15 protein-coding genes are annotated in these 12947 nt (G+C 70.0%); 13 read left to right on the top strand and 2 right to left on the bottom strand.

The features are described from left to right. Nucleotides 1-338 precede the first annotated feature (338 nt). Nucleotides 339-884, bottom strand: a complete 546-nt coding sequence (idi, locus tag AC1RGU_RS12950; protein ID WP_070062502.1) for an isopentenyl-diphosphate Delta-isomerase — start codon at nt 882-884, stop codon at nt 339-341. A 524-nt stretch (nt 885-1408) separates the two neighbouring features. On the opposite strand from idi, the gene AC1RGU_RS12945 reads away from it, so the two are divergent. From AC1RGU_RS12945 to AC1RGU_RS12895, 11 genes are all read left to right on the top strand, one after another. Further along, complete coding sequence (locus AC1RGU_RS12945; RefSeq protein WP_492696476.1) at nt 1409-1912, top strand: P-loop nucleotide/nucleoside kinase family protein; 504 nt, start codon at nt 1409-1411, stop codon at nt 1910-1912. Between the two features lie 26 nt (nt 1913-1938). Beyond that, nucleotides 1939-2427 carry a GNAT family N-acetyltransferase gene (locus AC1RGU_RS12940; protein WP_492696475.1) on the top strand — a complete coding sequence of 163 codons (489 nt, stop codon included), beginning with the start codon at nt 1939-1941 and terminating at the stop codon, nt 2425-2427. 72 nt (nt 2428-2499) lie between these two features. Beyond that, nucleotides 2500-3081 (top strand): YceB family lipoprotein, encoded by a 582-nt coding sequence (locus AC1RGU_RS12935; protein WP_062475964.1) that lies wholly within the window; start codon nt 2500-2502, stop codon nt 3079-3081. Continuing rightward, nucleotides 3078-4082, top strand: a complete 1005-nt coding sequence (locus AC1RGU_RS12930) for a glycerophosphodiester phosphodiesterase (protein ID WP_492696474.1) — start codon at nt 3078-3080, stop codon at nt 4080-4082. Before AC1RGU_RS12935 ends, AC1RGU_RS12930 begins: the two co-directional genes overlap by 4 nt. Beyond that, nucleotides 4079-4354 (top strand): hypothetical protein, encoded by a 276-nt coding sequence (locus tag AC1RGU_RS12925; RefSeq protein ID WP_492696473.1) that lies wholly within the window; start codon nt 4079-4081, stop codon nt 4352-4354. The genes AC1RGU_RS12930 and AC1RGU_RS12925 overlap by 4 nt, the downstream gene beginning before the upstream one ends. 40 nt (nt 4355-4394) lie before the next feature. Continuing rightward, the gene (locus AC1RGU_RS12920) at nt 4395-4805 is read left to right on the top strand and encodes a hypothetical protein (RefSeq protein WP_492696472.1); all 411 of its coding nucleotides are present in this window, start codon (nt 4395-4397) and stop codon (nt 4803-4805) included. Between the two features lie 200 nt (nt 4806-5005). Beyond that, nucleotides 5006-6382 (top strand): TolC family protein, encoded by a 1377-nt coding sequence (locus tag AC1RGU_RS12915; protein WP_492696471.1) that lies wholly within the window; start codon nt 5006-5008, stop codon nt 6380-6382. A gap of 1 nt (nt 6383) precedes the next feature. Further along, on the top strand, nt 6384-7772 hold the full coding sequence (locus tag AC1RGU_RS12910; protein ID WP_492696470.1) for a multicopper oxidase family protein: 1389 nt from the start codon (nt 6384-6386) through the stop codon (nt 7770-7772). Nucleotides 7773-7805: 33 nt separating this feature from the next. Next, nucleotides 7806-8327 (top strand): cupredoxin domain-containing protein, encoded by a 522-nt coding sequence (locus tag AC1RGU_RS12905; protein ID WP_159270863.1) that lies wholly within the window; start codon nt 7806-7808, stop codon nt 8325-8327. A 21-nt stretch (nt 8328-8348) separates the two neighbouring features. After that, nucleotides 8349-8798 carry a DUF411 domain-containing protein gene (locus AC1RGU_RS12900; RefSeq protein ID WP_492696469.1) on the top strand — a complete coding sequence of 150 codons (450 nt, stop codon included), beginning with the start codon at nt 8349-8351 and terminating at the stop codon, nt 8796-8798. A 47-nt stretch (nt 8799-8845) separates the two neighbouring features. After that, on the top strand, nt 8846-9136 hold the full coding sequence (locus tag AC1RGU_RS12895; protein ID WP_062475985.1) for a copper-binding protein: 291 nt from the start codon (nt 8846-8848) through the stop codon (nt 9134-9136). A gap of 13 nt (nt 9137-9149) precedes the next feature. Here AC1RGU_RS12895 and AC1RGU_RS12890 read toward each other — a convergent pair whose 3' ends face one another. Further along, the gene (locus AC1RGU_RS12890; RefSeq protein ID WP_492696468.1) at nt 9150-10451 is read right to left on the bottom strand and encodes an NAD(P)/FAD-dependent oxidoreductase; all 1302 of its coding nucleotides are present in this window, start codon (nt 10449-10451) and stop codon (nt 9150-9152) included. Between the two features lie 40 nt (nt 10452-10491). Here AC1RGU_RS12890 and AC1RGU_RS12885 point away from each other — a divergent pair, with 40 nt between their 5' ends. Beyond that, a complete protein-coding gene (locus AC1RGU_RS12885; protein WP_492696467.1) occupies nt 10492-11520 on the top strand; it encodes a P1 family peptidase in 1029 nt (342 codons plus the stop codon). Between the two features lie 27 nt (nt 11521-11547). After that, nucleotides 11548-12942, top strand: a complete 1395-nt coding sequence (locus tag AC1RGU_RS12880; protein WP_492696466.1) for a TAXI family TRAP transporter solute-binding subunit — start codon at nt 11548-11550, stop codon at nt 12940-12942. The last annotated feature ends 5 nt before the right edge of the window (nt 12943-12947 follow it).

Here is a 12947-nt window from a genome sequence, read left to right as displayed (position 1 = left end):
TCATGTCTGCCTTCTTTCAAAGCAATTCAATCGCATCGAATGGCGAGAAGGCCACGCAACGGGGAATTCTAATTGCGTGAATTCCCATGACTACGGACGCAAACCACGGATCCAATCCAATTCAACAGAGGTGATTCCTTCTCATCAAATCCTTGAATTAACCGACTCCCAAGCTTGTAAGGCATCGCCGGGAGTGAATTGAGAATTTAGTGCAATTGCAGTTCCTGTTAAAGAGAAATTTTTTGATATAGAACTTTGGTGGTAGGCGTAATTCGACCGAAAGCCACGGGAATCGGTGGGCCTTGCGGACCTGGCCGGGGCCGCGCGTCAATGCGCCGTCAATGCGCCGTCAACGCGCGCTCCCGCCAGGCCCCCAGGCCTTCCGGCCCGAAGCGCTCGGCGATGCGGTGCAGCCAGATGGTGAAGTGCGCCGGGGCCCGCGCCAGTTCGCGGTGCAGCTCGGGCAAGGCCAGCCATCGCCACTCGCGTACCTCGCCGGGGTCGGGTTGCGGCAGGTCGTGCGCGATGCCGACGAACACGTGGTCGTACTCGTGCTCGACCAGCTCCGCGGACACCGCCTCCCGGTAGAGAAAGGCTGTCACCGGCTGCAGCGCGCACCGCAGGCCCAGCTCTTCGTGCAGCCGCCGCAGGGCGGCCGCGCCGGTGTCCTCGCCGGGGCGGGGGTGCCCGCAGCAGCTGTTGCTCCACAGGCCGGGCGAGTGGTACTTGCCCAGGGCGCGCTGCTGCAGCAGCACCCGGCCCTGCGTGTCGAACAGGAAGATCGAGAACGCCCGGTGCAGGATGCCCTCGCGGTGGGCACTCATCTTCTCGACCGCGTGCAGCGGCCGGTCTTCGGCGTCGACGGCGATCAGGAATTCGTCCATGAGCTGCTCCAGAAGTGAGGGCCCGGAGCCTCGCGGCCCTGCGATTTCCGTGGCCTGGCGGCTTCGAAAAAACCGGTTCACTTCTTTAGCACGTATTTTTTGCCAGACTGCAATAAGAAATTCAAATTAGTTCGAACTTATTACATCGAAGAAGAATATAAAAAATGGAATAAACACAAATAATTACATAGATAACAAAAATATCGAATCCGATTAGCAAATGAGCTCAAATCGCCCCGCAGGTATTTCTTGCGCATTTCGAACCGTGGTTCCTGGTTCGCCCCTCGCGGCCCGGTCAACGGCGCGCCATCGGCAACGCGTGATCGCCGGCGCTTTCCCGCGCGCCCCGGGCCGGGTTAACCTCGCCCTTCATGGCCCGCCTTCGCACCGCATCGATCATTCGCCCGCTCTCGCGAGAGCGGGTGAGCTAGCGCACGGTTCGAAACCACGCCATGCAACCCGCCCCAGGAGGCGGGTTTTTCTTGTCCGTCTCCCGAGGTTTGTTCCCACCCGCAGGAGACCGAATGACATCGACACCCCCCACATCTCCCCCGCCCGTGCTGCACATGGTCTGCGGCAAGATCGGCGCCGGAAAGTCCACGCTGACCCGGCGCCTGGCGCAGGCGCCCGCCACCGTGTGCATCAGCGAGGACACCTGGCTCGCCGCGCTCTACCCCGGTGAAATCCACGCACTGCCCGACTACGTGCGCGCCGCCGGCCGGCTGAAGCAGGCGATGGGCGAGCACGTCTGCGCGCTGCTGGGCGCCGGCGTGTCGGTGGTGCTCGACTTTCCGGCCAACACGGTGAGCCACCGCGCCTGGGCGCGCGGCCTCTTCGAGCAGGCCGGCGCGGCGCACCAGCTGCACTTTCTCGACGTGCCGGACGAGGTCTGCAAGGCGCGGCTGCGGGCGCGCAACGCGTCGGGCGAGCACCCCTTCGAAACCTCCGACGCGCAGTTCGACCTGATCACCCGCCACTTCGTGCCGCCCACGGCCGAGGAAGGGTTCCACGTGATCCGGCACGCCTGACACCGGTGCCGGTAAGCTGCGCGCCGATGCACATCGAACCCGCCCTTTCCACCGAAGCGCCCGCCGTCGTGGCCGTGTTGACCGAAGCCGCGCAATGGCTCGCCGAGGGCGGACGCCCGCTCTGGAGCGCCGCCGACACCGGCATCGAACGCATCCAGCGCGACACCGACGCCGGCCGCTACGTGGTGGCGAAAGAGAACGGCGACTGGGCCGGCGTGATGCGCCTCGATCTGGAAGACCCGTCGTTCTGGCCCGAGATCGCGCCCGGCAGCGCGCTGTTCGTGCACAAGCTGGCCGTGCGCCGCGCCTGGGCGGGCCGGGGCGTGTCGCGCGCGCTGCTGGGCCATGCACGCGACCACGCCCGCGCGCTCGGGCGCCCCTGGCTGCGGCTGGACTGCGTGGCCGACCGCGCCGCGCTGCGCACGCTGTACGAAGGCTTCGGCTTCGCGCTGCACAGCTGCATCGACCTGCGCGGCGGGACGTTTGCGCGCTACGAACTGCGCATCGACGGCTGACCGTCCGACACGCCGACGCGCCCCTTCGGCGCTGGCGGGAACATCGTCGCCTGTGGCAAGCTCGCAAGCTCCATGACCGACCGAATCCCGCCCTCTCATTTCCGCCGTCGGGTGCTGCGCGCGCTGCTGGGCGCCGCCGCCCTGCCCGCGCCGTTCGCGGCGCTGGCCGGCTTCAACTTCTTTACCAACGAATACACCGCCACGCGCGAGGAGCTGCAGTCGCAGATCGCCAAGCGCTTTCCGGTGGCCGAGCGCTATGCCGAGATCTTCATGGTCGGGCTGCGCGACCCGCAGCTGGGCCTGGACGGGCGCGCCAACCGCGCGGCCATCACGGCCACGCTGACCATCGCCAGCCCGCTGCTGGCGGCCTCGCCGGTGCAGGGCGTGGTGTCGGTGAGCAGCGCGCTGCGCTACGACGCGGCGGCACGCGCGCTGCGGCTGGACCAGCCCAAGGCCGAGCGGCTCGAGCTGCAGGGCGTGGAAGGCCGCGACGCCGAGCGACTGCAGAAGGTCGGCGCGGTGGTCGCGCAGGAACTGCTGCAGGGCCAGATCCTGCGCAGCTTCACGGCCGACGAGCTCACGGTCGGACGCAAGACCTACGAGGTGGGCGACATCACGGTGCAAGACAACGGCATCAAAGTGCAACTCAAATGAAACAACGCACCGCCTTTCTCCTGATCGCCGCCGCCCTGCTCGGCGCCGGCTGCGCCGCCATCGCCCCCAAAGTGAAGCAGCATTTCGACCTGCAGGCCCACCGCGGCGGACGCGGCCTGGCGCCCGAGAACACGCTGGCCGCGTTCTCGAACGCAATGAATCTGGGCGTGACCACGCTCGAACTCGACATCGGGCTCACGGCCGACGGCGTGGTGGTGGTGTCGCACGACACGGCGCTCAACGCCGACCACACGCGCGACGCGCGCGGCGCCTGGCTCACGGCCAAGCCCGCCCCTTCCGTGCGCTCGCTCACGCTGGCGCAGCTGCAGACCTACGACGTGGGCCGTCTCAACCCCGAGAGCAACTACGGCAAGCAGTTCGCGCTGCAGCAGCCGCGCGACGGCGAGCGCATTCCCACGCTGGCCGCGCTGTTCGCGCAGGTGCAGGCGCGCGGCGCCGATGCCGCACGGGTGCGCTTCAACATCGAGACCAAGATCGACCCGACCAAGCCCGACGAAACCGCCGCGCCCGAGCCCATGGTGCGCGCGCTGCTGGCCGAGATCGACAAGGCGAAGGTGGGCGAGCGCGTGACCATCCAGAGCTTCGACTGGCGCACGCTCGCGCTGGTCGGCCAGCTCGCGCCGCAGCTGTCGCGCGCCTACCTCACCACGCCCCGCACACTGAAGGACAGCCGCTGGACCGCCGGCCTTGACGCCGCCGGCTTCGCCTCGGTGCCGCAGCTCGTGAAGGCCGCGGCCGGTACATCGGCCGGGCCGGTGATCTGGTCGCCGGCGCATGCCGACCTGGGCGCCCCCGCGATCCGCGAGGCGCAGAAGCTCGGCATGAAGGTCGTGCCCTGGACCGTGAACCAGCGCGCCGACATGGTGCGGCTCATGGACGCGGGCGCCGATGGCCTGATCACCGACTACCCCGACGTGCTGCGCGACCTGATGCGCGAGCGCGGGCTGGCATTGCCACCACCAGCGAAGGCCACCTCATGAGCACCGTGACGCAACTCGACACCATCGCCTCGGGCATCGCCGCGCTGCAAGGCGGCGCCGGCTCGGTCGCCACGCTCTCCACGGCCGCGCGCGCCAGCACCGAGCTGCTCGGCGCCCTGCCGCCGCGCTACGGCGAGGTGCTGCTGAACCTGCTGGACCGCCTCGAATCGAGCGCGCTCTTCAGCGAGGAAAGCTGCTCCTTCAGCCAGAAAGACCTGCTCGACAACCTGCAGGTGTGGGTCGACAAGGCCCGCGGCCAACTGGTGTCTTGAGGCGCCGACGCCCCACCCCGGTTTATCATCGCGCCCAACCATGCGCACCCTGCTGCTCGCCCTCATGATCGCCCTGCTGCCCATCCGCGGCTGGCTCGGCGACGCCATGGCGCTCGAGATGGTGCGGCATTCGCTGCCCGCCGCCGAGGCGGTGGTGGCCGCGGCAAACGGCATCGCCGAATCGCACTGCCATGAAGCCACCATGGAGGCCGACACCGGCCACGACATGGCGGCCATGCACGGCACCAGCGGCGACGCGCAACAGTCCCACGGCACCGACCACGCGAACTGCGGCACCTGTGTCGCCTGCCAGGTCTGCCACACGGTGGCGCTCGGCGGCATGCCGCTGGTCGACACCCCGCATGCGGCGCCCCAGGCGCCGCCGGCCGCGCACGCGGCCCGCTTTGCCAGCGCCGAGCCCGTCCTGGGCTTCAAGCCGCCCATTTCCTGATCTTCCTGCCCGTAGTCCGTCCGCAGTGAGCCCTTCCCGGCTCGCAGCGTTCGCCGTATTGCCCATGGAGATCGCTCGTGAATTCCCTTGCTCGCCGGCCGTATGCCGGCATCCCCCGCTATCGAACAGGTAGCCCGCCCCTCGGGCGAAAAAGTCACTTTTCATTCCTCAGAACCGCCACCGCGCTGACCGCTGCGTTGGTGCTCGCCGGCTGCGCCAGCCTGTCGCCCGACGGCGGCGCCGGCGACGTGCAGGCGCTGGTCGACGGCAATCCGCTCATGGCGGGCGCCGCGGCCCAGCGCAAGCCGGACGATGCCTCGCAGCAAAGCGTCGACGCGCTGCTCGCCAAGCCGCTGGACGCTGAAGCCGCCGTGCGCATCGCGCTCGTCAACAGCCCGCGCGTGCAGGAGGCCTTTGCCACGCTGCAACTGAGCGACGCCGACCGCGTGCAGGCCGCGAGCCTGCCGAACCCGGTGCTGTCCTTCAGTCGGCTGGCGCAGGGCAGCGAGCGCGAGTTCGAGCGCATGCTGACTTTCAACGTGGTGGGCCTGCTCACGCTGCCGTGGCAGGCGCGCTGGGCCGGCCAACGGCACGAAGCGGCCAAGCTGCAGGCGGCGCAAAGCGTGCTGCTGCTGGCCGCCGACACCCGCCGCGCCTGGGTGCGCGCGGTGGCCGCGCAACAGAGCGTGAGCTACCTGCGAGATGCGAAGGACGCCACCGAAGCCGGCGCCGAACTGGCGCACCGCATGGCCCAGGTCGGCAACTGGAGCGCGCTGCAGCGCACGCGCGAACAGCTGCTGCTGGCCGACGCGTCCGCGCAGCTCGCACGCGCCGAACAGGCGGCCGTCGCCAGCCGCGAACAGCTCACGCGCCTGCTGGGCCTGAGCGGCACGCGCACCGCCTACACCCTGCCCGACCGCCTGCCGCCGCTGCCGAAAGCCGCGCCCGAACTCGGCGACGTGCAGGCCCTGGCGCTGCGCGACCGGCTCGACGTGCGCTCGGCGCGGGCGCAGAACACGGCCGTGGCCGGTTCGCTCGGCCTCACGCACGCCACCCGCATGATCAACGCGATGGAACTGGGCGTGGTGCGCAACACCACCTTCGAGAACGATGCCGATCGCTCGAAATCGACCACGCGCGGCTTCGAGCTCGAGCTGCCGATTCCGATCTTCGACTGGGGCCAGGCCCGCAGCGGCCGCGCCGAGGCCCAGTACCTGCAGTCGGCCGCGCGCGTGCGCGACGTGGGCGTGCTCGCGGCCAGCGAGGCGCGCGAAGCCTGGCAGGGCTGGAACACCGCCTACGCCCTGGCGCGCCGCTATCGCGACGAGGTGCTGCCGCTGCGCAAGCAGGTCAACGAGGAGATGGTGCTGCGCTACAACGGCATGCTCGCCAGCGTGTGGGAGCTGCTCGGCGAAACGCGCGCCAGCATGCTCGCCGTCAACGCCGGCATGGAGGCCCAGCGCGACTTCTGGCTGGCCGACACCGACCTTCAACTGGTGCTCACGGGCAGCTCGCCCGGCGGCATGACGGCCCTGCAGACCGCGGCCACCAACGAACCAGCGGCGGGAGGCCACTGACATGAACCGTCGCAACTTCTTTGCGGGCGCCGCCACGGCCGTGGCCGCCACCACCGTGAGCCGCGTGAGCATGGCCGCGCTGCCCGAACCGGTGACGCAGGCCTCGACCGCCACCGCGCCACCACTCGTGCCGCCCAACGGCCGCCCCTACAACCCCGTCGTCACGCTCAACGGCTGGACGTTGCCCTGGCGCATGAACGCCGGCGTCAAGGAATTCCACCTCGTCGCCGAACCCGTCGTGCGCGAGATGGCGCCGGGCTTCAAGGTCAACATGTGGGGCTACAACGGCCAGTCGCCGGGCCCGACCATCGAGGTGGTCGAAGGTGACAAGGTGCGCATCTACGTCACCAACAAGCTGCCCGAGCACACCACCGTGCACTGGCACGGCCAGCGCCTGCCCAACGGCATGGACGGCGTGGGCGGCATCACGCAGCCGCACATTCCGCCGGGCAAGACCTTCGTCTACGAGTTCACGGCGCGCCGCCCCGGCACCTTCATGTACCACCCGCATGCCGACGAGATGGTGCAGATGGCAATGGGCATGATGGGCTTCTGGGTCACGCACCCGAAGGCGGAGCATCCGCTGATCGAGAAGGTCGACCGCGACTTCTGCTTCCTGCTCGGCAGCTTCGACGTGGAGCCCGGCAGCGCCACGCCCAAGGTCAACACCATGACCGACTTCAACATCTGGAGCTTCAACAGCCGCGTGTTCCCGGCCATCGACACGCTCAACGTGCGCAAAGGCGACCGCGTGCGCATCCGCGCGGGCAACCTCACGATGACCAACCACCCGATCCACATCCACGGCCACGAGTTCGAGGTCACGGGCACCGACGGCGGCCCCGTGCCGCGCACCGCGCGCTGGCCCGAGGTGTCGGTGGACGTGGCGGTGGGCCAGATGCGGCAGATGGAGTTCATTGCCGACGAGGAAGGCGACTGGGCGCTGCACTGCCACAAGGCGCACCACACGATGGGCCCGATGGGCCACGACGTGCCGACCATGATCGGCGTGGACCACAAGGGCGTGGCCGAAAAAATCAAGAAGCTCGTGCCCGACTACATGGTGATGGGCGACAAGGGCATGGCCGACATGGGCGAGATGGAAATGCCCATTCCCGAGAACACCGTACCCATGATGACCGGCACCGGTCCCTTCGGCTCGGCCGAGATGGGCGGCATGTTCACGCTGCTCAAGGTGCGGCGCGACCAGAAGCCGGGCGACTACCGCGACCCGGGCTGGTTCAAGCACCCGGCCGGCACGGTCGCGCGCGAGGTGTCGGCCAGCGGTGCGCCGGTGGCGCCGTGCAAGACCGGCGCCGCACCCGCGAGCCCCGACAGCGGCAGCGCCACCGTGCGCAAGCCCTCGGGCCATGGGGCCCACAACCACTGATCGCATCGATCCAACTTTTTTGAGATTCCATTCATGAACACCCGTTTCTCCACCCTCGTCGCCGGCCTCGCACTCGCAGCCGTCACCACGCTCGCCACGGCTCACGAAAACCACGCGCCCGAAGCCGGCAAGGCCGCTGCCGCATCGCTCGCACCCGAGCAGAAAGCCTGGGGCATCGCCGGCAAGGCCAGCGCCGTGAAGCGCACCATCGACATCGCGATGGCCGACGACATGACGTTCACGCCCTCGGTCCTGGAGGTGCGCGAAGGCGACACCATCCGCCTGCGGCTGAAGAACCGCGGCAAGGACCTGCACGAGCTGGTGCTTGGCACCACCGCCGTCATCGAGGACCATGCCGCCATGATGAAGAAGCACCCCGGCATGGAGCACGACGAGCCCTGGATGGCGCATGTGCAGCCGGGCAAGACCGGCGAACTGATCTGGACCTTCAACCGCGCCGGCGACTTCGACTTCGCCTGCCTCGTGAAGGACCACTACGAACTCGGCATGGCCGGCCGCGTGCGCGTGCGGGCCGCTGCCGCGCCCGCACGATGACCCACTGAAAGGAACTCCACCATGCAACGACGAACCCTCCTGAAACTCGCCGCCGCCACCGCGTCCCTGCCGCTCGCCGCGCAGGCCGCCGCGCCGATGGTCGAGATCTGGAAAGACCCGAACTGCGGCTGCTGCCAGGACTGGGTCAAGCACCTCAACAAGAACGGCTTTGCCACGCGCGTGCACGACGAGGGCAACGGCCCCGCGCGCGAGCGGCTCGGTATTCCAGTCAAGCTGGGTTCGTGCCACACCGGCCGCGTCGGCGGCTACGCCATCGAAGGCCACGTGCCGGCGCGCGAGATGCAGCGCCTGTTGAAGGAAAAGCCCAAGGCCGTCGGCCTGGCCGTGCCCGGCATGCCCATCGGCTCGCCCGGCATGGACGGCCCGGCCTACGGCGACCAGCGCGACGCCTACGACGTGCTGCTGGTGCTGGCCGACGGCAGCACGCGCGTCTTCCAGAGCTACCGCTGACCCCCTCTTACCTTTCATCCCATCCAAACAAGGAAGGAACCCCGACCATGAAAAAAGTCCTCACCGCCCTCTCCACCCTCGTGCTCGCCGCCGCGGCGTTCGCGCAGGCCGCGCTGCCCCAGGTCGACGGCGAAGTCCGCAAGGTCGACACCGACGCCAAGAAGATCACCCTGCGCCACGGCGACATCCCGAACCTCGAAATGACCGGCATGACCATGGTGTTCCGCGTGAGCGACCCGGCGCTGCTCGCCAAGGTGAAGGCCGGCGACAAGGTGAAGTTCACCGTCGACAAGGTCGACGGCGCACTCACCGTGCTGTCGATCACGCCGGCGAACTGAGAAGGTGTGAACCTCAGGACCTGAAGCGCCCCGGATCGAAGGGCGCCAGCGGTATCTCCGGCGCAACGCCCGCCAGCAGTTGCGCCGCCAGCCGCCCGGTTCGCGCCGAGCCGCACAGGCCGACGTGGCCATGCCCGAAGGCCAGCACGATGTCGGCGCTGGCCGCCGACGGGCCGATGCACGGCAGGCCGTCGGGCAGGCTCGGGCGGTGACCGAGCCAGTGCGCCACCGAAGGCGCACCGGGCGCGGGCGGTGCCAGCGACGGAAACATCGATCGCAGATGCGCGTGCAGGATCTCGGCGCGGCGCCAGTCGGGCGCCGCTTCGAGGCCCGCGATCTCCACCTGGCCTGCCGCGCGCAGGCCGCCGTCCATCCAGTGCGCGATGAGTTTGCCGTCGGCCACCATGGTCGGCGTGCGCGGGCCGGCCGTGGCGCCTTCGATCACCACGTGGTAGCCGCGCTCGGACTCCAGCGGCACCGCCGAGCCTGCCGCTGCGGCCAGCGGGCCCGAGCGCGCGCCGGCGCAGATGGCAGCACCATCGCAGGCGATCTCGCCGGCCTCCGTGCGCACGGCGCGCAGCCGGCCGCCCTCGATGCGAAAGCCGGTGGCCCGCGCGGCGACGCGTTCGGCGCCCGCGTCGAGCGCATGTTGAGCGAGGGCCGCCACGTAGGCGCCCGGATTGCGGCAGTGGCCGGCTTCGGGCACGAAGATGCCGAGCGTGTAGCGCGTGGCCAGATCGGGCTCGCGGCGGCGCAGTTCGTCCGCCGGCCATTCTTCCCACTGGACACCGGCGCGCCGGCGCACGCGCCAGCCCAGCGCATCGCCGTCGAACTCGGCGCGCGAACGGTAGGCATGCAGCAGCCCGCGCCGCTCGATGAGCTGCGGCACGCCGGCTTCGGCGGCCAGTTGCGCATGCAGCGCGGGCGCGTCGGCCAGCAGCGTGCGCAATGCGTCGGCGGTGCGCTGCACGCGCGCCTCGGTCCAGCCCGAGGCCAGGTAGCGCAACAGCCACGGCAGCGCGCGCGGCAGGTGGCGCCAGCGCAACGCCAGCGGCCCGAGCGGGTCGGCCAGCCAGCCCGGCACCTTGCGCCAGGCCCCCGGCAGCGCAGGCGGCACCACGGAGTGCGACGACAGCCAGCCGGCGTTGCCGTAGCTCGTGGCCTGCGGGCCACCCGGCTCGCCGGGTTCCACCAGCGTCACGCGCAGGCCCGCGCGCAGAGCCTCGATGGCGGTGGCGCAGCCCACTGCGCCCGCGCCGATCACCACCACGTGGCGGCTGCCGCCCTCGGGGGAGAAACTTCTTGCAACTGTCATTGTGGGGATCGTAAAGGTCGCGGTCCCATAATCGGCCGCCATGTCCGCTGCGTCTTCTTCCCCCTCTTCTCGCGCCGGTGCCATCACCGACGTCGCCGGCATCGAAGTCGGCCATTTCTCCGACACCCGCCGCCCCACCGGCTGCACCGTGATCATTGCGCGCGACGGCGCCGTGGCCGGTGTCGATGTGCGCGGCGCCGCGCCCGGCACGCGCGAGACCGACCTGCTCTCGCCCGGCAACCTCGTGCAGGAAGTGCACGCCGTCATGCTCGCGGGCGGCAGCGCCTGGGGCCTGGCCGCCGCCGAGGGCGCGATGCGCTGGCTCGAAGAGCGCGGTGTCGGCATGGACGTGCGCTTCGGCACCCTGCCCATCGTGCCGGCCGCCGTGCTGTTCGACCTGCCGATGGGCGACGCGCGCATCCGCCCCGACGCGGCCGCGGGCTACGCCGCCTGCGAAGCCGCCTCGACCGACGCACCTGCCGAAGGCAACGTGGGCGCGGGCACCGGCGCGCTGGTGGGCAAGCTGTTCGGCGTGCACCGCGCGATGAAGGGCGGCATCGGCACCGCCTCGGTCACTGTGGGCGGCGTCACGGTCGGCGCACTCATCGCAGTCAATTCGCTGGGCGACGTGATCGACCCCGACACCGCCCTGCCCGTGGCCGGCGCGCGCACCGAGGACGGCGGCGCCCTGCTCGACACGCGCCGCGCGCTGCTGCGCGGCGACCTGCCCAAGCCGCTGCTGGCGGGCACCAACACCACCATCGGCGTGATCGCCACCGACGCGGTGCTGACCAAGGTGCAGGCCAACCGGCTCGCCATGGTGGCGCACGACGGCCTGGCGCGCGCCATCAACCCGGTGCACACCATGAGCGACGGCGACACGCTGTTCGCACTGGCCACCGGCCGCGTGCCGCTGGAAGGCGATGCGCCCGGCATGACCGTGCTGAGCACCATGGCCGCCGAAGCCACCGCGATCGCCACGGTGCGCGCGGTGCGCGCCGCGCGCGCGATGACCGTGGGCGAGCTGCACATTCCCTGCGCCGCCGACCTGGCCGCACCGCGCGGCTGACGCGCGCACCGCACGACGAGGCACCCCATGGCGTTTCCCCGCACCCTGAAGCTGATCCTGCTGTCGATCCGCGACCTGATCGCCTCGGCCGGCCCGATCGTGTTCATCGTCATCGGCCTGCTGATTGCGGCCTACTGGTGGCTGCAGCCGCAGCCGCCCAAGCACGTGACGCTGGCCACCGGCCCCACGGGCAGCGCCTATGCGCAGTTCGGCAAGCGCTACGCCGACGCCCTGAAGCACAGCGGCATCACCGTCGAGCTCAAGGCCACCTCGGGCTCGACCGAGAACCTGCAGCTGCTGCGCACCGGCGGCGCCGACGTGGCCTTCGTGCGTGGCGGCAGCGCCGACCCGGTGGCCGACGAAGAGGCCGGCCTGCGCTCGCTGGGCGCGCTGTTCTTCGAGCCGATCTGGCTGTTCTACCGCACCGACACCGCGCAGAAGATCGATCGCAAGACCGGCACCCTCACATCGCTCACGCAGCTGCGCGGCCTGCGCGTGAACGTCGACCTGCCGGGCAGCGGGCTGCCCGAGATCATGGAGCGGCTGCTCAAGGCCAACCGGCTCGGGCCCGACGACCTGCTGCTGTCGAACCTCGAGCAGGCCGCCGCGGCCGAAGCGCTGCAGGCCGGGCTGCTCGACGCCATCGTGCTGTTCTCGGCGCCACAGTCGCCGCAGGTGCAGCGCCTGCTGCGCGCGAGCGACATCCAGCTCATGGACTTCGGCCAGGCCGAGGCCTACACGCGGCGCTTTCCGTTCCTGTCGGCCGTGACGCTGCCGCGCGGCGTGGTCGACCTGTCGAAGGACCTGCCGCTGCACGACGTGTCGCTGTTGGCCGCCACCACCTCGCTGCTGTCGCGCGACGAGACCCACCCAGCCCTGCGCCAGCTGTTCGCGCAGGCCGCGCAGACCGTGCACAGCGACGCCGGCTGGTTCAACCGCGCGCGCGACTTCCCCAACACCCGCACCAGCGAACTGCCCGTGAGCCCCGAGGGCGACCGCGCGATCAACGGCACGCCGCCCTTCTGGCAGCGCTACCTGCCGTTCTGGGCCAGCAACCTGGTCGAGCGCATGTGGCTGGTGCTGGGCGGCGTGCTGGTGCTGATGCTGCCGCTGAGCCGCGTGATCCCGCCGCTGTACCAGTTCCGCGTGCGCCGCCGCGTGTTCCGCTGGTACGCGCGGCTGCGCGACATCGAGGCCAAGGTGGACGGGCGCCAGAGCCAGGCCGAGCGCGACAAGCTGCTGGAAGAACTCGACGACCTCGACCGCGTGGTCAACAAGGTGGCCGTGCCGCTGTCGTACGCCGACGAGCTCTATGCGCTGCGCAACAACATCTACGCGGTGCGCAAGCGGGCACTCGCGGGATCGGCGGGCGCAGCAGCAGCAGCAGCAGCAGCAGCAGCGCCGGTCCGCGCGGCCACCTGACAAAA

The organism is Variovorax sp. GW823-FHT02B07 (assembly GCF_058797695.1).
This window is presented reverse-complemented; position numbering and strand designations above follow the sequence as displayed.